We start from the raw sequence: 19,311 nt of genomic DNA, 5'->3' as shown, positions 1-19,311 counted from the left end.
CTACGTTTGGCTCGCCGGGCTACTGTTAATTTATACAGAACTACTGACGATTATATCAGCGAGGTCAGAGATGCCAACCGTGAAATTTCGATGTGCGGCAGCAGGCGGCCATCGGCGGCGCGCATCAGGTCTGCGCCCTGCGGTTTGATCCAACAGGCCTGCATGCCGCAGCGAATAGCGCCTGCGACATCGGTCGTCAGATCGTCCCCGACGTGCAGAATCTGCCCCAGAGGAAGCTCCAGCCGCTCCGCTGCGAGATGATACATATCGGCAAAGGGCTTAGAGCGCCCGTCAGGGCCCGCGCGCAGCACGAAGCGGAAGTAGTCGCTCAGGCCAAAGAGTTCCGGCTGGGCGTTGCCGTTGGTAATGGCCACCAGCGGCCACTTTTCCGCCAGCTGCGCCAGCGTATCGTGCGTCTCCTGCGGAACGTCAATCAGGCTGCGCCAGTGAGCGAAATTCGCCATCGCTTCATCGGCCCCCGTTTTCGCCAGCGTCGCTGAAAGCCCGGCGTTGATCATCCCCAGCTCCAGCGCGCGGCGGCGCCATTCGGTCACATCGTGGTAAATTTCCGGCTCTGACGCCAGCAGCGTCTGGCGCAGCCGGTTAAGCTCGCTGGCGTCAAATTGGCTCAGAGAAGGGTGGTAGCTGCGCACAAAGCTCAGCGACTCATGCAGCGTCCGGTCAATCACCGGGCGGTTGTCATAAAGGGTATCGTCCAGGTCAAACGTCAATGCTGAAATCTGGCCCAGAGGTCGGTAAAAACGCATCATTTCCCCCGTTTGGCGCGCGGATGTGCCGCATCGTACACCGACGCAAGGTGTTGAAAATCGAGATGGGTATAGATTTGAGTGGTGGAAAGGTTAGCATGGCCCAGCAGCTCCTGCACCCCGCGCAGATCGCCGCTCGACTCCAGCATATGGGTCGCGAAGGAGTGGCGCAGCTTATGCGGGTGCACGTGGCTGTTGAGCCCCTGCTTTATGCCCCATTCGGCAAAGCGCTTTTGCACGTTACGCGCGGAAATTCGCTTCCCCAGTTTAGATAAGAACAGAGCGTCCTCATCGGCGCCGAACAGTCCGCGCAGATCGAGCCAGTGCTCAATCCACACCACCGCATTGCGGCCAATCGGCAGACGGCGCTCTTTGCTGCCTTTGCCCATCACCCACACCTCGCCGGATTCCAGATCGAGGTGCTTAATATCGAGATTCACCAGCTCCGAAAGACGCAACCCCGCGCCGTACATCACTTCCAGCATCGCTCTGTCGCGTACCGCCAGCGGATCGTTGAGATCGATATCCAGCAGGCGATTAACGTCGTCGACGTCGATATTTTTCGGTAGATGGCGGGGTATTTTCGGCGCCGAAATCCCCTTCGCCGGATTCGCGGTCAGTTCGCCCTGGCTCACCAGCCAGTCAAAGAAGCTGCGTAAGGCGGAGAGACGTAAGGCCAGGCTGGCAGGCCCCAGCCCCTGACGACGGCTGCGCACCGCCAGGCTACGGACCTGGGCGGCATCACACTGCTGCCAGCTTTTCAGCCCGGCGCTATCCGCCAGCGCGATAAGCGTTTCCAGCTGGCGGCGATAGTTCAGCAGCGTTATCGGGCTCAGCTGACGCTCGACGCCGAGATAGCGTAAGAAGCGTTCTACGGGAGCAAACAGAGGCGAGTCGGTCATGCGCGTTCAATCCAGCGCTCCAGCAATCCCGGGAGCATCGACGCGATTTCCTGCAATAGCTGCGTTCCCTGCCCTTGCTGATAGTGCTGGGGGTCGCGACTGCTGAATATCATCACTCCGGGGGCGTCGTCTCCCCCCAGCAGCGACATCGCCACCGATCCGATGGCTTTAGCTTCCGGCAGCACGACCAGCAGCTCGGGGCCGTTTAAAGCGCCAAGATAATGGCGCTGTTGTCCAAGACGCTGAATGCGAATAGGCTCAAACGCCTGCCGGCTTATCGCCAGATGGGTGAATTTGGAAGGCGCGCCGAGCCGCCAGCGGTCGGGAAACAGGCGCACCGTGGCGCCCGCCAGACCCAGCTCGCGCGCCCAGCGATGAAAGCGGTTCAGCATTTCGTCAAGGCTATCGGCCGCCGCCAGCAGCGTTTGCAGGTGAAACAGGCGCTGAAACAGGCTTTCGTTAGCCGTCGCCTGCTCCATCAGCAGCGTCATATTTTCTTCCAGCACGTTGATATGGTTCCGCGCCCGCGCCATGTGCCACTCCACCAGCGAGACCGAACCACGCACCGGATGCGGCACTGACATGTGTTCCACCAGCGCCGCATTACGAATAAAGAATTCAGGATGTTGCAACAGATAGTCCACCACTGCGCGATCGTTTAGCTCGCTGGCAAGTTCCTGTTGTTCTTCCCCGACTTGTTTCATAAATGAATAAATCCGTCATAGACATGTGCCGCCGGGCCAGTCATATACAACGGTTGGCCCGGACCTTTCCAGGCGATATCAAGACGTCCGCCGGGTAATTCCACGCGGACCTCCTCGCCCAGTAATCCCTGCTGGATACCGACTGCCGCCGCCGCACAGGCGCCGCTGCCGCAGGCCTGAGTTTCCCCCGCACCGCGTTCATACACGCGCAGGCGAATATGAGAGCGGCTGAGCACCTGCATAAAGCCGATGTTCGCCCGCTCCGGGAAGCGCTCGTGGTTTTCCATCACCGGGCCGAGCGTTTCCACCGTCGCGGTTTCCACATCATCAACCTGGATAACGCAGTGCGGGTTACCCATCGACACCACGCCGCACAATACTGTCTGTTCAGCGGCGCGCATAATATAGGTCTTTTCCGCTTTGTTGGCGCGGAACGGCACCTGGGACGGTTCGAAGTTTGGCTCACCCATATTGACGCGCACCAGATCGTCTTCCGTGACGCTTAATACCATACGGCCATTCGAGGTACTGACGCGGATATCACGTTTATTGGTCAGGCCTTTCAGACGCACAAAGCGGGCGAAACAGCGCGCGCCGTTGCCGCATTGCGCCACTTCGCTACCGTCGGCATTGAAGATACGATAGTGGAAGTCGAGCTCCGGATCGTAAGGCGGCTCCACCACCAGCAGCTGATCGAAACCCACGCCAAGATGCCGATCCGCCAGACGACGGATCAGTTCAGGTGAGAAAAAAACATTCTGCGTTACTGCGTCAACGACCATAAAGTCGTTACCCAGGCCATGCATTTTAGAGAACTGCATTTTCTACTCCAGCTGCGCGGAACTGTCAGTAATTCACCTGGGTCGGGCCACCGCTATCGCCGCGATCGTTCCGATCCGGCGTAGAGCTCTGGATACCGCTATCAACCGGCTTAGTCGGCGGAGGCGCAGTCTTATCCGCCGGCGGGAAGTAAAGCGGCCCTTTCAGACCACAGCCGCTAAGGCTGAGAACCGCTAATAAAACGGCAAGCGCTGGGAAAACGTTTTTCATGGATAGTTGCCCGTGATTCATTCTTACTGCTTTCTATCATCGCAGGAGAAGACGTAAAAGCAAGCGTTTAGCATCCCACTGCGCGCGCTTTTGTTTCGCGCTATACTGCCGCCACTATCAAAAAAGCGGGAAAGAACCATGAACGACAGTGAATTCCATCGCCTGGCCGATACCCTGTGGATGACCATCGAAGAACGCCTTGACGACTGGGACGGCGACAGCGATATCGACTGTGAAATCAACGGCGGCGTACTGACTATCAGTTTTGAAAACGGCAGCAAGATTATTATCAACCGTCAGGAACCGCTACATCAGGTGTGGCTGGCAACGAAACAAGGCGGCTACCATTTCGACTTAAAAGGCGACGAGTGGGTATGCGACCGCAGCGGCGAAACCTTCTGGGATCTGCTGGAACAGGCGGCGACCATGCAGGCCGGTGAAGCGGTGAGTTTTCGCTAAGAGAGCGTGATACGAATTCCCCGGATTGCGGCTAACGCCTTATCCGGGCTACAAAAATCCCTATCGCCCTGTAGCACGGGCAAGCGCAGCGCCCCCGGCAAGTCCACCCGTAGAAGATTTCAAACATATCACACCCTCAAGGCCCGCAGTTCAGGCTCAGGAGTAGTGTTGTAGCATCGGCGATGAGGCAGCATCCTGACCGGCTGAAGCGGTGGCAGCGGCAATCACCTGGCTGCGGAACGGAATCACCTGCTCGCGACCGTCAACGTCGACGATTTGATAAAACTGCGGCAGGTTAAAGTTGATAAAGCTGGAACCGTAGGTAAAACGGTCATGGGATGAAGAGTAGAAGCGGCTGACGTCGCGCACCAGCTCCTCTTTGCTACCTTCGCAGTGGTGATACACCTCGGCGCGGTTGCTCTCATCGAGGATATAGATGTTAAAACCGTTATCGTTATCCGCATCTTCGAAGAAGAACTGAATAATTCCTTCGCTGGCAAAGCCGTCCACTACCTGCGGCAGCCTGACGTGGTTAGTTTCCACCTGCACCGACAGCCCGTGCAATTTGTTATGGGAAATCGCGCCATAGAATTCGATGGCGTTTTCCAGTTTCTGAACCGAAACGTTAAGACGCTCGAAGAACAGCCCCCAGGTCTGCCCGGAAACGCGTAGCGCTTTAAAGCGGCCGGTATCCTGACGGGTGCTGGAAAGACGCAGCTCAACGCATTCAGACACCAGCTGCTGTACGCGAGTGCGGATCAGACCGCGCAGATGCTGGCTATAGCAGAAAACCTCCACGCTATCCGGCGGCGCGGCGTCCTGGTGCATCTTGCCAAGAATGGTTTTCAGCGCTTCGATCATCGCCTGCTCGCCGTTAAAGTGCAGCGTACGCACCTCGTTCCACGAGTTGCGGTACAGCAGGTCGATGCTGCCAATCAGGCACTTTTGCTCTTCGCCGAAGCTGAAAACATCCAGCTTGCGGAAGTCAAAATGCACCACCTGATTGCGGAAGGCCGCCGTCGGGTCATATTCCAGGTTGACGATAATCGCCAGATGGCGGATTTCGCACGGACTGTACAGCGCTTTCGGCGTCGGAGAAGGCAGGCGCAGCGGGAAGTGATGCGCCACATCGGCCACCATCTCCTGCAGCTTCGCCAGATCGACAATGCCGTTGCCCTTAATAAACAGGCGCGTACGTGACGTCAACAGGCCGTTAAACCAGGCCCAGGCCACCAGCTTATTAAGATAACGGTTATATTCCAGCGGCTGATGGCTGATGATCGATTCCATGTCCGGCGCCCGGTTATAGACATACCAACCGGTACGGTTGGCACGGCCCGGCGGCACGTGGATAAAGGTCAGATTCGGCTCAGACAGATCCGGTGAAATTTGCGGGTTTACCAGGGTGACTTTCCCCGGCAGCGCTTCAAAGGCGGCGTACAGCTTACGCGTCAGCACGCCAATATCCTGCGGGCTGGCGGAAACGCTCAGGTTATTGCGGCGCGCAAAACGAATCAGGTTGCGATAGCTCTGCATCATCGCATCAAGCAGTTCGTTGTGCGCTTTACGGACTTCGTCGATCTTCCAGTTGGCCCGGTTGTCGAGCATCATCAGACGCTTTTCATCCCAGCCCCACTCTTTCACCAGGTGACTGACGACTTCGCGACGCCAGCCGACGCAGGCGCGCTCGCGGCTCAGCTTCTCGCAGACTTTTAAATAGAAACATCGACGCACCAGATCGAGGCGCGTTTCATCTTCGATGGCCTGCAGATAGAGCGTCACGCGCTCCAGCATCATGCAGTAAGGATCGAGGCCAAACGAAACGATCTCACCGTCATGCAGGCGCTGTTTGATATCTTTCGCCAGCAGGCGGTTATTGGGGTACTCCCAGGAGTACGCTTCCAGCAGCAGCGTTTTCAGCACGGCCTTATAGGGCGAGTCGATGCTTTTATACAGTTGCCAGAGGCTGGCGCCGAAGTACTCTTCGGCCGACAGAGAACTCAGGCCGCCGAGATCCAGCCATTCGTTCGGCGTCAGTACGCCCTGCGCGTAGAGGCTCATGACGTAATCGTCGTAATGCTCTTCTTCATCGCACGGCACCATATTCCACAGAATACGTTTGCCGGCAAGGCGCACCGCGGTACGGTAAAACTCATCCAGCAGCAGGATATGCTGGGTGGAGCCGCAGTCTTCGCCGCCCAGGCTGCCGCTTTCGTTATGACGGAAGCGGTTTTCGTCGATCAGGAAGAAGCTGACCTCGACGCCCAGCGATGCCGCCCAGCTCTCCAGCAGGCTACATTTACGCTGCAGCAGCTGACGCTCTTCAGTGTCAAGCCAGGACTGGTGGCAAACCCAGATATCCAGGTCAGACGAACAGCTTTGGCCGACGGAAGATGTGCTGCCCATAGAGTAAAGGCCGGTGATCGGCAGCTCGCCTTTCGGCGGCTCCTTGGCCAGCATGCCACGGTTGAGCTCGAGCTCATCAAGATAGTGACGTTGGGTTTCATCAGGCGTGTAGAGGCAAATGCCACGGGGAACGTTACCGTCAAGGTAACCCGGCATCAGCGGATGATGATAATGTAGTAATGTCGGCAGTAGACTGTAAACCTGCTGGAAAGCGGGTCCCATGGCAGCAAGGGCGCGATCCACGCGCAATTGGTTGATGGCATCCAGTCTCTGTTTCAGTGTCTCAATATAGAGGTACAAGACATATCGCCTGATGTTCAAAAACCCGACGTACAATAGTACGGAGAGTTTCAGTATTTCAACAAAAACCGTCACCATTCGTCGTCGGTGTGGTTGTGGTGAACTGCGGACTGACAAATGGTTTAAAACGTGATCAATCTAACACCTTGCTGATTGACCGTAAAGAAAGATGCGCTACATACAAGTGTAGCACCCTTTACTACGTGTAAATTCTTCACTACGTTTGCGGCAACCCGCAAACGCATGAAAGGCTAAAAAGATGGCCGCGACCCTTAACCCCACAAAACTAACATCCCTAAGACAACAATGTTAGGATGGTTAGTGGTCGACAATGACGGTAACAAGCATGTTAGACAAAGTTTTGAGAATTGCCACACGGCAAAGCCCGCTTGCGCTATGGCAGGCACATTATGTGAAAGAGCGTCTGGAGTCCTGCCACCCGGGGCTTTCCGTTGAACTGGTGCCTATGGTCACCCGCGGCGACGTGATCCTTGATACGCCCCTTGCAAAAGTGGGCGGTAAGGGTCTATTTGTGAAAGAGTTAGAGCTGGCGATGCTGGAAGGCCACGCCGACATCGCCGTCCATTCGATGAAAGACGTACCGGTGGAGTTTCCCGCAGGGCTTGGGCTGGTGACCATCTGCGAGCGTGAAGATCCGCGCGATGCGTTTGTCTCAAACCACTACGCTTCCATTGATGAACTGCCGCACGGCAGCATCATTGGCACGTCAAGTTTACGCCGTCAGTGTCAGCTGGCCGCAGCGCGGCCGGATCTCACGATCCGCTCCCTGCGCGGCAACGTAGGCACGCGTCTGGGCAAGCTTGATAGCGGCGAGTATGACGCCATTATTCTTGCCGCCGCAGGGCTTAAACGCCTGAACCTGGAGGCGCGTATTCGTCAACCGCTATCGCCGGAGCAATCGCTGCCCGCCGTTGGCCAAGGCGCGGTCGGCATCGAGTGTCGTCTTGACGACGAATGGACCAAAGCGCTACTGGCCCCGTTAAATCATACGGAAACGGCCATACGCGTACGCGCTGAACGGGCGATGAACACCCGGCTGGAAGGCGGCTGTCAGGTGCCAATCGGCAGCTATGCCGAACTGATCGACGGTGAGCTATGGCTGCGCGCGCTGGTTGGCGCGCCGGATGGCTCACAAATGGTGCGCGGCGAGCGGCGCGGCCGTGCGGAAGAGGCAGAAACGCTCGGCGTCTCTCTCGCCGAAGAGCTTCTGAATAACGGCGCACGTGACATTCTTGCCGTCGTCTATGCAGGAGAAGGTCCACAATGAGTATCCTGGTCACCCGTCCGCTGCCGCAAGGCGAAGAGTTAGTCAGCCGCCTGCGCGCGCTGGGGCGCGTGGCCTGGAGCTTTCCGCTCATTGAATTTACCCCTGGACGTCAGCTTCCTGAGCTGGGCGGCCAGCTGGAAAACCTCGCGGCTGGCGATTTGCTCTTCGCACTGTCCCAGCACGCCGTTGAGTTTGCCCACTCTCGCCTCCAGCAGCAAAGGCTGCGCTGGCCTTCGGCGCCTGACTATTTTGCCATTGGCCGCACCACCGCGCTGGCCCTGCATAAAGTCAGCAATCGTCATGTTCGCTATCCGTTAGATCGGGAAATCAGCGAAGTCTTGCTACAATTACCTGAATTACAAAACATTGCGGGGAAAAGAGCGCTCATCCTGCGCGGTAACGGAGGGCGGGAATTACTCGGTGACACACTTCGCGAACGCGGTGCTGATGTCACTTTTTGTGAATGTTATCAACGTAGTGCAAGGCACTATGATGGCGCAGAAGAAGCAATGCGCTGGCAGTCTCGCGGTATTTCAACGCTGGTCATTACCAGCGGCGAGATGCTGCAGCAGCTCTGGACGCTGATACCACAGTGGTATCGCGAACGTTGGCTCCTGAGCTGTCGCATTTTAGTTGTCAGTGAACGTCTGGCCGAGCAGGCCAGAGAATTGGGCTGGCAGGATATCCAGGTTGCCGATAGCGCCGACAACGATGCGCTGCTACGCGCATTACAATAACTCTCAACATTGGAAGCCATAATGACGGAACAACAGAATCAATCCGCCGTGGTTGAAGAGACCAGGGAGGCCGTGGACACGACGTCACAGCCAGAAAATAACGTAGAAAAGAAAAACGGCGGCAGTAAAACCAGCCTCGCGCTGAGCGCAATAGCTATTGCTATCGCCCTCGCCGCTGGCATAGGTCTTTATGGCCTGACGAAGACCCAGGCAACCCGCCAGAGCGAAGCCAGCGCCGGGCTATCCAGCCAGATCGCCGCGCTGCAAAAAGCCCAGGAAAGCCAAAAAAGCGAACTCGAAGGCATTATTAAGCAGCAGGCCGACCAGTTGACGGAAGCGCAGCGTCAGCAGGAGGCTCTGGCGAAGAAGCTGGAAGAAGTTCAGGAGAAGGTTGCGGTTATTTCCGGCAGCGACGCAAAAACCTGGCTGCTCGCGCAGGCGGATTTCCTCGTGAAACTGGCCGGACGTAAGCTGTGGAGCGATCAGGACGTAACGACCGCTGCCGCGCTGCTGAAAAGCGCCGACGCCAGCCTCGCCGATATGAACGATCCGAGCCTGATCGCCGCGCGTCGCGCCATTACCGACGATATTGCCTCGCTTTCTGCCGTGAGTCAGGTCGACTACGACGGCATCATTCTGAAGGTGAACCAGCTCGCCAACCAGATCGATAATCTCCGTCTGGCGGACAACAACGATGACGACACGCCGATGGATTCCGATAGCGATGAGCTATCCAGCTCCATTACCGAATGGCGTGTAAACCTGCAAAAAAGCTGGCAGAACTTTATGGACAGCTTTATTACCGTTCGCCGCCGCGATGAAACCGCCGTGCCGCTGCTGGCGCCGAACCAGGACGTCTACCTGCGCGAAAATATTCGCTCCCGTCTGCTGGTCGCAGCGCAGGCTGTCCCTCGCCATCAGGAAGAAACCTACAAACAGGCTCTGGATAACGTCTCGACCTGGGTTCGCGCTTACTACGACACGGAAGACGCCACCACCAAAGCCTTCCTTGAGGATGTGGATAAGCTCAGCCAGCAAAGCATCACCATGAACGTACCGGAAAACCTGCAAAGCCAGGCGCTGCTTGAGAAACTAATGCAGACGCGAGTGCGTAATCTGATGGCGCAGCCGGCTGAACCCCAGACCAGCGCGCCGGCACCTGCAGCCCACGCGCCAACGCCTGCGCCACAAGGAGAGTAACGCATGTTGAAAATTCTCTTACTCTTCGCGCTGCTGCTTGCCGGGATTGTGGTCGGGCCGATGATCGCGGGTCATCAGGGCTACGTGCTAATCCAGACCGATAACTACAATATTGAAACCAGCGTGACCGGGCTTGCGATCATCCTGATCCTCACCATGGTGGTACTGTTTGCCATTGAGTGGCTACTGCGGCGGATTTTCCGCACCGGCGCACACACCCGCGGCTGGTTCGTTGGCCGTAAGCGTCGTCGCGCCCGTAAGCAAACCGAGCAGGCGCTGCTGAAGCTGGCGGAAGGTGATTATCAGCAGGTTGAGAAGCTGATGGCGAAAAATGCCGATCACGCTGAACAGCCCGTTGTGAACTACCTGCTGGCAGCGGAAGCCGCCCAGCAGCGTGGAGATGAAGCTCGCGCTAACCAACATCTGGAGCGCGCTGCTGAATTAGCCGGTGACGATCTGATCCCTGTCGAAATAACCCGCGTACGTCTGCAGCTGGCGCGTAATGAAAACCACGCCGCCCGCCACGGTATTGACAGGCTGCTGGAAATCACGCCGCGTCATCCGGAGGTTCTGCGCCTTGCCGAGCAGGCCTACATCCGTACCGGCGCCTGGAATTCGCTGCTGGATATCATTCCGTCAATGGCGAAAGCCAACGTCAGCGATGAAGAGCATCGCGCTGAACTGGAACAGCTGGCGTGGATTGGTCTGATGGATAAAACGCTGGCCGACGGCGGTAGCGAAGGTTTGCGCGACTGGTGGAAAAGCCAGAGCCGTAAAACCCGCAGCCAGGTGGCGCTACAGGTGGCGATGGCGAATCGTCTTATCGAAAGCGACGATCATGATACCGCGCAGCAGATTATTATCGAAGGTCTGAAAAAGCACTATGACGACCGTCTGGTTATGCCGATTCCGCGGCTGAAAACCAATAACCCTGAGCAGCTGGAAAAAGTGCTGCGTCAGCAGCTTAAAACGGTCGGCGATCGTCCGCTGCTGTGGAGTACGCTGGGGCAATCGCTGATGCGCCACGGTGAGTGGCAGGAGGCCAGCATCGCGTTCCGCGCAGCCCTCAAGCAGCGCCCGGATGCGTTTGACTACGCATGGCTGGCGGATACTCTTGACCGCCTGCATCAGCCGGAAGAAGCGGCGACGATGCGTCGCGACGGCCTGCTGTTAACCCTGCAAAACAATCCGCAGCAGTAATGTCACTCTCGCCTCCGCCGGGGGCGAGAATCACTTCCTCTCCCGCCGGAACGTTTCCCGCTCCCTGAAAAGAAAAAAACGCCTGCTCTGAAACCAGGGCAGGCGTTAAAACAGGTCTGTTTGACAACAAATTGGGTGCTTCACTCAACGTAGTGTCCATGGTGTTTGATGAGGCTATATGCTTCATCCTTCACGCTGTCTCTTCGTTAGCTGCACACGCTCACTCCAGTCACTTACCTTTGTAAGCTCCTGGGGATTCCCGTGCTGGCCGTCTCGACACATCATGAATGATTTAGCATATAAAATGCGACATCTGTCAGTGGACGATAAGCACCGTAAAACGGCTCTGCATCATTCCTGAGTTTATGAGGCACTAAGGCGAACATAAGAGATGGAATGAGCATCTACCCGATTATTATCGCACAGGATCTGGAGAAGATGCATCTATCTGAACAAAGAATTGGGACTATTCTGGACAATAAATGACGTCAGGGTTAACGAAGTATTGTTTGCGATATCAGGGAGATAAACGTTTTTTTGCAGAATCAGAAAACAAAAAACCCCGCCGAAGCGGGGTTCAAAATTGGTCGGCGAGAGAGGATTCGAACCTCCGACCCACTGGTCCCAAACCAGTTGCGCTACCAAGCTGCGCTACTCGCCGATGTACTGCTTTTTTGAATTTTTAGTTCAATTCTTTATAAAGTCGTGGTGCGAGGGGGGGGACTTGAACCCCCACGTCCGTAAGAACACTAACACCTGAAGCTAGCGCGTCTACCAATTCCGCCACCTTCGCAATTTCACAACTTTCTAAATAATGGGGTGGCTAATGGGATTCGAACCCACGACAACTGGAATCACAATCCAGGGCTCTACCAACTGAGCTATAGCCACCACTGCAAATCTTTTACGCGGTATTGAAACCACCGCAGCTCCAGCACCGGGTAAATGGTGCGCCCGACAGGATTCGAACCTGAGACCTCTGCCTCCGGAGGGCAGCGCTCTATCCAGCTGAGCTACGGGCGCTTAGCGCCGTTGCGGGGTCGGATAATACGGACTTCCTACCCCGCTGTCTAGTGCCTTTTAAAAGAAAATTATCGTTTGCTCATGCTTTGTGCGTTTTGTTGCTTATTACGCCACATTATCAACATTTCCGCGTCGACCAAGGCCAAATACCTTATAAATAAGCGTCACGGCGGCGAGGAAAATAATTCCGACAAAGAGCGACATACGCGTATCGTCGTTAAATCCCATCCCTATCAGCACGCAAACCAGGAACGCCATGGTTAAATAGTTTGCCCACGGGAATAGCAGCGAGCGGAAAGGATGGCTGGCCATCGCTTCTTTATGTACCAGACGAAAACGTAGCTGGCTAATCAGAATTACGAACCATGGCACCATTCCCGGCAGCACGCTGGCGCTGTAGACGTAAACAAATACCCGCTGTGGATTAGGAATAATGTAGTTCAGGCACGAACCGACCAGCAGAATCAGGATCGACAGCGCCACGCCCGCCGACGGCACGCCGTTACGCGAAACTCTGGCGATGGCCGCAGGCAGCTGGCGATTCTTTGCCAGCGCGTAGAGCATCCGTCCACAGCTATACATTCCGCTGTTACAACCGGAAAGCGCCGCCGTCAGCACCACAAAGTTGATAATCCCTGCCGCTGCGGTGATACCGATTTTGGCAAAGGTCAGCACGAACGGACTGCCGTTGGAGCCTATCTGATCCCACGGGAAAATAGTGACGATCACAAAAATCGCCCCGACATAGAAAATCAGGATTCGCCACAGCACTTTGCCGACCGCGCTACGCAGAGTGACCTGCGGATTTTTCGCTTCACCGGCGGTGATCCCGATAAGCTCGACGCCCTGATAGGAGGCGACCACGATGCATAGCGCCGTCAGAAAGCCCTTCCAGCCGCCGGCAAAGAAACCGCCGTGCTCGGTCAGATTGCTAAAGCCAATGGAGTGTCCGCCGTTGCCAAAGCCAAAGAAGATGACGCCCAGCCCCACCACGATCATGACAATAATGGTGGTCACTTTAATCATGGCAAACCAGAATTCAATTTCGCCGTACAGACGTACCGCCGCCAGATTCGCCAGCGCGACCAGCCCAACCGCGATAAGCGCCGGTATCCACTGCGCCATCTCCGGGAACCAGAACTGGACATAGACTCCGATCGCCGTAATCTCCGATATCCCGACCGCCATCCACATAAACCAGTAGGACCAGGCGGTCAGATAGCCAAAAAACGGGCTCATATAGCGGTGCGCATAAACAGCGAACGAGCCGGTAACCGGTTCGAGGAACAGCATTTCGCCCATCGAACGCATAATAAAGAAGACGAAGAGCCCCGCGATAATATACGCCAGCAGAACCGAAGGTCCGGCCCACTTCAGCGTACTTGCCGCCCCCATAAATAGTCCCACGCCAATCGTGCCGCCAAGGGCGATTAGCTCAATGTGCCGCGCCTCCAGTCCCCGCTGAAGTTCCGCTTTTTTCTCAGTCATATAGCCTCTTGTGTTTGCCCTGCTCCGGATTTAAGCGCATCCCAGGCGAGATGGGCTTATGCCGGTTATTTTTATGAACGAATAGCCCTGCCTGCGCGACGGTATACCTTACCGTCGCGTTTTAAGCATGCGAATGGTTAATGAATTTGAGGGAAATGGCAAATAAAGTATCAGGCGAGTGAAGACATTACACAGAATATCCAGGTAAACCCGCCCGCTCGCAGTGGAATATCAAAGCTTATCGGTATAATACCAGCGTAAATAGCGCAGCAGACGCGCCTGCCTTTTTATTCGGCTCGGCTGCGAAACCAGGCGATAAAACCACTCCAGCCCCAGGTCCTGCCAGAACTTCGGCGCTCGCTGAACATGACCGGTAAAGACATCGTAGGTTCCGCCTACGCCCATATAAAGCGCCTGCGGATAAACTTCCCGGCAATCGCGCATCAGGATCTCCTGACGCGGCGACCCCATCGCCACGGTGACGATCTTCGCCCCGCTATCGCGAATACGTTCAAACAGCGCCTGACGCTGGTCAGCAGCGAAATAGCCGTCCTGGCTGCCGACGATGTTTACGTTCCAGCGCTGACGAAGCTGCTGTTCCGTCTGCGCCAGCACTTCGGGCTTACCGCCGATCAGAAATACCGGCGTTCCCTGAGCGCCAGCGCGCGCCATCAGCGCTTCCCATAAATCAGCCCCGGCGACGCGCGATACCTGCGCCTGAGGGTATTTTTTACGTAATGAGCGCACCACGCTGATGCCGTCAGCATATTTAAACTCTGCGGCTTCGATCAGCGCCCGAACTTCGGGGTTATCCTCTACCGCCAGCATCTTCTCTGCATTAATCGCCACCAGCGTACCCGTACGGATCTCGCCATCGGCATACAGATAGTCCAGAGCATGTTGCATATCGCGCCAACCAATGAGTTGCAACCCTCTCAGCAGGTACAACGGCGCGGATGTAGTCTCAGTCATGTACACCCTTATCAGACTTGAGGTTGCGTCAGCGGTTTAGCCCGCTTATGAATCAGCCCGACGCTATCGAGGAACCAGTACAGCAGTTTCGCCGCCAGTAGGCAGATCCCAAAGATAACGAGGAAAAAAACCACGCGAGAGCCAAAGGAATCCAGCCCTTCACGCGCCAGCACGATCATGTTGAAGATAGCGCCAAAACAGAAACTGTGCAGGATCGCCGCTTTATAGCGGTTCGTTTCCCGGTTGCCAAGCTCGTACAGCCAGTCAAACCATTTAATAATCAGCCCAACCGCTACCGCGCCCAGCGGCACGAACCAGACGCCCCCCATCACCACCAGCGAGCCAATCAGGGTTGGCGAAATCGCCAGGCCAGAATGGTTATTCAGCACTTCCCAGGTGAAATAGTTCGCGGTATTGAGCACCATTGTCGGTCGACCGTGCCACAACCAGCTGGGGATAAAAACATAGAAATCGCGGACGATTGGCGCCAGGCCCTGAAACTCAATCTTGTCGTAATTTTGCAGCAGCAGAGCCAGGTTCTCCCACGGCGAGAAGGTATCGCGGGTCAGATAGAGGAAAGTATAAAACGCTTCATCGCCGCTGACGTTCATTCCGTAGCGTTTGAGCGCCAGCCAGAACATGCCGACGATGCCCAGTACGCCCGCCGCCGCCAGCATCCACAGGCTTATCCAGCCGCGAATGATGCCAATAAACAGGAAGATAGCAAACGCAATGATGATATTCGCCCGGGTCCCGCCAACGATGGCGTAAGTCAGCAGACCAAATGCGACGGTGCTGACGAGGAAGAATATCCACGCTTTATAATCCTGACGCAGAAAATAGACCACCAGCATTGCCGGAATGAAAAAGTAGAAGAAACGCTTTAGCGCCACGCCGGAAACTTCGCTGGAGAAGATCTGGCTATAGGAGTTGAGCTTGAATAACAGAAAGCCGTTATGCGCAAAGAAGATCCCGACGCAGAGCAGCGCCAGTCCCAGCAAAATCCCCCAGGCCAGATGGGTCTCCACGCGGTTCATCGTAAACAGCGGACGATGCTGATGGCTCTGCGCCGCCGAGCGTAGCCGCGTTTTATAAGTCACGTAGTAAACCGCATAAAAACAGACGGAAACCAGCAGAGTTTGCAACAGAATTTCCGGCGGGGCGACCGCCACGTCGAAGCGAAACACCAGAATACTGGTCAGCGGAAAGCCAAAGAAAAAGGTCAGCAGAAACAGCAGCGAGAAAAAGACGTTGAAGTTGAAGCGCACCCGACGAAATTCAAACCAGGTGGCGGTGGCGATAAAAAGCGTCGACAGCAGCCAAACCAGCAGCAGTCCGCTAAATTGCATTAATGTCATGCATCCACCCCCGCGGCAATCCGCAACGCCCGTCGCCAGCCCGTCAGATAATTAGGACGGAAGAAGGCAATCTGATTCTTATCCACGCCGGCCAGCTGGCGCTGCGCTTCACGCACCAAGGCCGCGTCCAGCGTATCGCTGGTAAAGAGTACCGGAATATGCTGCTCCGACATATCCTGCCAGAAGGGATTCTCCCGGTTCAGCACGCAGGGGATCCCCGCCTGAATCAGCAGACACAGCGTGCCGATCCCCTGCTGGCGGGCAAACAGGAAGTAGCCAAGATCGCAGCGGCGCAGCAGGGCCAGATAGTCATCAAACGCCAGCTTATCGCCCAGTACCTGAAGATGCGGCGGGCTGAACAGCGCCGCGCCGGCCGCGCGAACTTCATTGATGTAGTCACTATTATTGGCCGGATAACCCATCGGCACGACAACGTTGACCGTATCGCCAAACTGCTGATGAATCGCGCGCAGCGCGGCGATATGCTCGTTGCTGCGGTCGCCGGAATTCCCCACCAGGATAGTCAGCGTCTCGCCGCGCGGCGCGCTTTCAGCAAGCGAGTTCAGCGCCGGATCCATGCGGGTCGGGAAATAGAGCAGTTCGCCCGGCACGCCCGAATGCCGGGCGGCGAACCAACTGAGATCGCCGCGGGTCGCAAAGACGCGCCCTACCCGCCCCTGCGCCAGGCGCCGCAGCGGATAAAACAAGCGAAACTTCAGGCTGGCGGAATTCTCATACAGATCCGCGCCCCAGATGTGCCAGTTAAACTGCGCCGGGCGGATCCCCCCGCTGAGCAGCGCCAGCCACAGGCCGGTATTAAACTGGCCGTGAAAGAAAAAGCGCTGCTGCCGGGTCGCCTTTGCCAGCGCGATAACCGCCTTTGCCAGCGACTTCTTCCCCGGATAGCAGCTGATGGAGAGCGCGGGGTACGCTTCGCGAATTCCTGTCGCATCACCGACGACCATAAACAGGCGAGCCTGCTCGTCATTGACGGCCAGCTCATCATTAAAGAACCGCAGAACGGTCTGGTTGTGGTGCGGGATATCCGATCCCAGTACATGTATCAGTGCTGTCATGCCCGTTTACGCCAAAGTAAAAACACGCCGCTACAGAGGGCGAAATAAACAATATAAGTAGCCATATACGCCTGCGCCGCGCCGATTGCGCCGTGCGCCGGTATAAGCCAGTGCGAGAATGCGGTCAACAGCGTGAACTGGCTGATTTCCGTCAGAATATAAAAACGCAGCGAGGCTTTGGCGATCACCAGATAGCCATAAACATATGCCCCGACCTTCAGCACATCGCCCACCAACTGCCAGGCAAACAGATCGCGCATTGCCGTAAAGCGGTCGGAAAACAGCAGCCAGATAGCGAAATCGCGCAGCAGCCATACGGTCAGGCTGGCTGCAGCTACCGCCGGGAGAACAAATTTTAACGATTTGCCAATCTCACGGGTGATATCCGCTTTCGCCGTCAAGCGGGACAATGTCGGTAACAGATAAACGCTAAATGATGCGGTGATAAACTGTAAATAGGCGTCGGAGATGCTGCTTACCCCCTGCCAGATCCCCACCGCGTCCCAGCCATAGTGGGCCGCCAGCAGGTTACGCATCATCACGTAGGCTACCGGCAGCGTCACCGAAGTAATCAGCGCCATCAGGGTAAATTTCGACAGCTGCCCTGCGAGGCCGTTGTCCCAGCGCGGACGCAGCGCGCTCAGCGGTATATTGCCGCGTCGCCACAGTACGATAGCCGCCGGCACGACCACCAGCGCAGGTACCAGCGCCAGTCCCAGCAATGCGCCCTGATAGCCGCCGAAACGGTAGCAGGCATAGTACGCCGCCACGCCAATCAGGCTCCCGGCGATAAGCGACAGCGCATTGCCCGCCGCATCGCGAAACCCCTTCACCAGCGCTAACAGGAAGTTCGCCCAGGCAATGCCCATCTGTACCAGCGCTACCAGCCGTACCAGATTCTGATAATGCTGATGACCGAACAGACCCTGGCTTATCGGCGCCGCCGCCAGCAGGAATATCAGCGCCAGCAGGGTGGAGAACCCCAGCACCATCGCTGAAGCGGTGCCGACGACGTTGTGCAACTGCCGGCGATCGTCATGATGCTGGGCTACCAGCTTCGTGACGCCGTTAAAGATTCCGGCCCCCGCCAGCACGCCAAGCACTGTCACCAGCTGGCGGAAGTTGCCCGCCTGCCCCACGCCTGCCGGGCCGAACGACACCGCCAGCAGTTTAACTACCAGCAGACCGGCGCCGATTTTGACCAGCGTGGACGCTGCGGTCCACAGAGAAGCTTTAGCCAGCGACATATCAGGAGAAATAGCTCAGCAGCGAGTTAATCACCGTGCGCTGGTTTACGCTCGACAGGTTGTAGAATAACGGCAAACGCAGCAGGCGTTCGCTCTCCTGAGTCGTGAAGCGATCCGTCCCGTGGAACACGCCGAAGTTCTCCCCGGCCGGGCAGCTATGCAGCGGAATATAGTGGAACACGGCCAGAATCTCCGCCTCTTTCAGCCAGGCAATCAGCTTACTGCGATCGTCAATATCGCGCAGCTTGATGTAGAACATATGCGCATTGTGCCCGCAGTCGGCAGGCACGATCGGCAGATCGATACGCCCGGCGCGCGCCAGCGGCAGCAGGGCCTCGTAGTAGTTCTGCCACAGCGCCAGGCGCTGCTGGTTAATTCGCTCCGCCGCTTCCAGCTGCGCCCACAGATAGGCCGCCTGTAAATCGGACATCAGGTAGCTGGAGCCGATATCACGCCAGGTGTATTTATCCACCAGACCACGGAAAAACTGGCTGCGGTTGGTGCCTTTTTCTCGAATGATCTCCGCGCGCTCTACCAGCTTGCGATCGTTAATCAGCGTCGCGCCGCCTTCACCGCCCGCAGTGTAGTTTTTGGTTTCATGGAAGCTGAAGCAGCCAATATGGCCGATAGTACCGAGCGCCCGGCCTTTATAGGTCGACATCACGCCCTGAGCGGCATCTTCCACGACAAACAGATTATGTTTGCTGGCGATAGCCATAATGGTGTCCATTTCGCAGGCCACGCCGGCGTAGTGGACCGGCACAATCGCGCGGGTTTTGTCGGTGATCGCCGCTTCAATCAGCGTTTCATCAATATTCATGGTGTCGCGACGAATATCAACGAAGACGATTTTTGCGCCACGCAGCACAAAGGCGTTGGCGGTGGAGACGAAAGTATAGCTCGGCATAATCACTTCATCGCCCGGCTGGATATCCAGCAGCAGCGCCGCCATTTCCAGCGAAGCGGTGCAGGACGGCGTCAGCAGGGCTTTGGCAGTACCGAAGCGCTGCTCCATCCACTGCTGGCAGCGGCGGGTAAAACCGCCATCGCCGCACAGCTTGCCGCTTCCCATCGCGGACTGCATATAATCAAGCTCGGTTCCCACCACCGGCGGCGCGTTAAATGGAATCATCA

The 19,311-nt window shown here is 56.6% G+C and carries 17 protein-coding genes and 4 tRNA genes; 5 read left to right on the top strand and 16 right to left on the bottom strand.

Going from position 1 to position 19,311, the window contains the following annotated elements:
* Positions 1–50: 50 nt before the first annotated feature.
* Genes yigB through ABLV12_RS10585 form a run of 5 tightly spaced genes read right to left on the bottom strand, consistent with a single transcriptional unit; the run spans position 51 to position 3,423 of the window.
* The gene (yigB, locus tag ABLV12_RS10605) at positions 51–767 is read right to left on the bottom strand and encodes a 5-amino-6-(5-phospho-D-ribitylamino)uracil phosphatase YigB (RefSeq protein ID WP_016808215.1); all 717 of its coding nucleotides are present in this window, start codon (positions 765–767) and stop codon (positions 51–53) included.
* Positions 767–1,669, bottom strand: a complete 903-nt coding sequence (xerC, locus tag ABLV12_RS10600; protein WP_160887383.1) for a tyrosine recombinase XerC — start codon at positions 1,667–1,669, stop codon at positions 767–769. The genes yigB and xerC overlap by 1 nt, the downstream gene beginning before the upstream one ends.
* Complete coding sequence (locus ABLV12_RS10595) at positions 1,666–2,373, bottom strand: DUF484 domain-containing protein (RefSeq protein WP_348867029.1); 708 nt, start codon at positions 2,371–2,373, stop codon at positions 1,666–1,668. Before ABLV12_RS10595 ends, xerC begins: the two co-directional genes overlap by 4 nt.
* Positions 2,370–3,194, bottom strand: a complete 825-nt coding sequence (gene dapF, locus ABLV12_RS10590; protein ID WP_160887381.1) for a diaminopimelate epimerase — start codon at positions 3,192–3,194, stop codon at positions 2,370–2,372. The genes ABLV12_RS10595 and dapF overlap by 4 nt, the downstream gene beginning before the upstream one ends.
* A 25-nt stretch (positions 3,195–3,219) precedes the next feature.
* Positions 3,220–3,423: a lipoprotein gene (locus tag ABLV12_RS10585; RefSeq protein WP_016808214.1), complete on the bottom strand. Its 204-nt coding sequence runs from the start codon at positions 3,421–3,423 to the stop codon at positions 3,220–3,222.
* Positions 3,424–3,561: 138 nt separating this feature from the next.
* On the opposite strand from ABLV12_RS10585, the gene cyaY reads away from it, so the two are divergent.
* Positions 3,562–3,882: an iron donor protein CyaY gene (gene cyaY / locus ABLV12_RS10580; protein ID WP_004107678.1), complete on the top strand. Its 321-nt coding sequence runs from the start codon at positions 3,562–3,564 to the stop codon at positions 3,880–3,882.
* A 156-nt stretch (positions 3,883–4,038) separates the two neighbouring features.
* Here the strand turns inward: cyaY and cyaA are convergent, their stop codons facing one another.
* Complete coding sequence (cyaA, locus tag ABLV12_RS10575; RefSeq protein WP_016808213.1) at positions 4,039–6,588, bottom strand: class I adenylate cyclase; 2,550 nt, start codon at positions 6,586–6,588, stop codon at positions 4,039–4,041.
* Positions 6,589–6,934: 346 nt separating this feature from the next.
* Between cyaA and hemC the strand changes: the two genes are divergently transcribed.
* From hemC to hemY, 4 genes are read left to right on the top strand one after another with little or no spacing between them, the layout of a single operon-like run.
* Positions 6,935–7,876 carry a hydroxymethylbilane synthase gene (gene hemC / locus ABLV12_RS10570; RefSeq protein WP_064398900.1) on the top strand — a complete coding sequence of 314 codons (942 nt, stop codon included), beginning with the start codon at positions 6,935–6,937 and terminating at the stop codon, positions 7,874–7,876.
* Positions 7,873–8,613, top strand: coding sequence for a uroporphyrinogen-III synthase (gene hemD / locus ABLV12_RS10565; protein WP_004107673.1), 741 nt, complete (start codon positions 7,873–7,875; stop codon positions 8,611–8,613). Before hemC ends, hemD begins: the two co-directional genes overlap by 4 nt.
* A gap of 21 nt (positions 8,614–8,634) precedes the next feature.
* Complete coding sequence (gene hemX / locus ABLV12_RS10560) at positions 8,635–9,813, top strand: uroporphyrinogen-III C-methyltransferase (RefSeq protein WP_064398898.1); 1,179 nt, start codon at positions 8,635–8,637, stop codon at positions 9,811–9,813.
* Between the two features lie 3 nt (positions 9,814–9,816).
* Complete coding sequence (hemY, locus tag ABLV12_RS10555) at positions 9,817–11,013, top strand: protoheme IX biogenesis protein HemY (protein ID WP_004107671.1); 1,197 nt, start codon at positions 9,817–9,819, stop codon at positions 11,011–11,013.
* Positions 11,014–11,597: 584 nt separating this feature from the next.
* Here the strand turns inward: hemY and ABLV12_RS10550 are convergent.
* The 10 genes from ABLV12_RS10550 to rffA all read right to left on the bottom strand — a co-directional run bounded on the left by ABLV12_RS10550 (position 11,598) and on the right by rffA (position 19,309).
* Positions 11,598–11,674: transfer RNA gene (locus ABLV12_RS10550), tRNA-Pro, on the bottom strand.
* A gap of 45 nt (positions 11,675–11,719) precedes the next feature.
* A tRNA-Leu gene (locus ABLV12_RS10545) sits at positions 11,720–11,806 on the bottom strand.
* Between the two features lie 22 nt (positions 11,807–11,828).
* A tRNA-His gene (locus tag ABLV12_RS10540) sits at positions 11,829–11,904 on the bottom strand.
* A 55-nt stretch (positions 11,905–11,959) separates the two neighbouring features.
* Positions 11,960–12,036 (bottom strand) — tRNA-Arg (locus ABLV12_RS10535).
* 105 nt (positions 12,037–12,141) lie between these two features.
* Complete coding sequence (locus ABLV12_RS10530) at positions 12,142–13,524, bottom strand: amino acid permease (protein ID WP_004107670.1); 1,383 nt, start codon at positions 13,522–13,524, stop codon at positions 12,142–12,144.
* Between the two features lie 231 nt (positions 13,525–13,755).
* Entirely contained in the window at positions 13,756–14,496 is a 741-nt protein-coding gene (gene wecG / locus ABLV12_RS10525; protein WP_004107669.1) for a lipopolysaccharide N-acetylmannosaminouronosyltransferase, read from the bottom strand.
* Between the two features lie 11 nt (positions 14,497–14,507).
* A complete protein-coding gene (gene wzyE / locus ABLV12_RS10520; protein ID WP_004116984.1) occupies positions 14,508–15,854 on the bottom strand; it encodes an ECA oligosaccharide polymerase in 1,347 nt (448 codons plus the stop codon).
* Positions 15,851–16,930, bottom strand: coding sequence for a TDP-N-acetylfucosamine:lipid II N-acetylfucosaminyltransferase (locus tag ABLV12_RS10515; RefSeq protein WP_160887377.1), 1,080 nt, complete (start codon positions 16,928–16,930; stop codon positions 15,851–15,853). Before ABLV12_RS10515 ends, wzyE begins: the two co-directional genes overlap by 4 nt.
* The gene (gene wzxE, locus ABLV12_RS10510; RefSeq protein WP_348867028.1) at positions 16,927–18,177 is read right to left on the bottom strand and encodes a lipid III flippase WzxE; all 1,251 of its coding nucleotides are present in this window, start codon (positions 18,175–18,177) and stop codon (positions 16,927–16,929) included. The genes ABLV12_RS10515 and wzxE overlap by 4 nt, the downstream gene beginning before the upstream one ends.
* Position 18,178: 1 nt before the next feature.
* Positions 18,179–19,309 (bottom strand): dTDP-4-amino-4,6-dideoxygalactose transaminase, encoded by a 1,131-nt coding sequence (rffA, locus tag ABLV12_RS10505; RefSeq protein WP_004116980.1) that lies wholly within the window; start codon positions 19,307–19,309, stop codon positions 18,179–18,181.
* Positions 19,310–19,311: the final 2 nt, after the last annotated feature.

This window comes from Klebsiella sp. CN_Kp100, assembly GCF_040065315.1.
Lineage (GTDB): Bacteria > Pseudomonadota > Gammaproteobacteria > Enterobacterales > Enterobacteriaceae > Klebsiella > Klebsiella oxytoca.
Note: the sequence above shows the minus strand (reverse complement) of the source record. Positions and strands in the feature narration are given on the sequence as shown.

Coding starts and splice junctions, on each gene's coding strand:
- hemD (WP_004107673.1), top strand. CDS start 7,873: ATGAGTATCCTGGTCACCCGTCCGCTGCCGCAAGGCGAAGAGTTAGTC.
- wzyE (WP_004116984.1), bottom strand. CDS start 15,854: ATGACATTAATGCAATTTAGCGGACTGCTGCTGGTTTGGCTGCTGTCG.
- wecG (WP_004107669.1), bottom strand. CDS start 14,496: ATGACTGAGACTACATCCGCGCCGTTGTACCTGCTGAGAGGGTTGCAA.
- ABLV12_RS10530 (WP_004107670.1), bottom strand. CDS start 13,524: ATGACTGAGAAAAAAGCGGAACTTCAGCGGGGACTGGAGGCGCGGCAC.
- dapF (WP_160887381.1), bottom strand. CDS start 3,194: ATGCAGTTCTCTAAAATGCATGGCCTGGGTAACGACTTTATGGTCGTT.
- hemY (WP_004107671.1), top strand. CDS start 9,817: ATGTTGAAAATTCTCTTACTCTTCGCGCTGCTGCTTGCCGGGATTGTG.
- rffA (WP_004116980.1), bottom strand. CDS start 19,309: ATGATTCCATTTAACGCGCCGCCGGTGGTGGGAACCGAGCTTGATTAT.
- ABLV12_RS10595 (WP_348867029.1), bottom strand. CDS start 2,373: ATGAAACAAGTCGGGGAAGAACAACAGGAACTTGCCAGCGAGCTAAAC.
- wzxE (WP_348867028.1), bottom strand. CDS start 18,177: ATGTCGCTGGCTAAAGCTTCTCTGTGGACCGCAGCGTCCACGCTGGTC.
- hemX (WP_064398898.1), top strand. CDS start 8,635: ATGACGGAACAACAGAATCAATCCGCCGTGGTTGAAGAGACCAGGGAG.
- xerC (WP_160887383.1), bottom strand. CDS start 1,669: ATGACCGACTCGCCTCTGTTTGCTCCCGTAGAACGCTTCTTACGCTAT.
- ABLV12_RS10585 (WP_016808214.1), bottom strand. CDS start 3,423: ATGAAAAACGTTTTCCCAGCGCTTGCCGTTTTATTAGCGGTTCTCAGC.
- hemC (WP_064398900.1), top strand. CDS start 6,935: ATGTTAGACAAAGTTTTGAGAATTGCCACACGGCAAAGCCCGCTTGCG.
- yigB (WP_016808215.1), bottom strand. CDS start 767: ATGCGTTTTTACCGACCTCTGGGCCAGATTTCAGCATTGACGTTTGAC.
- ABLV12_RS10515 (WP_160887377.1), bottom strand. CDS start 16,930: ATGACAGCACTGATACATGTACTGGGATCGGATATCCCGCACCACAAC.
- cyaY (WP_004107678.1), top strand. CDS start 3,562: ATGAACGACAGTGAATTCCATCGCCTGGCCGATACCCTGTGGATGACC.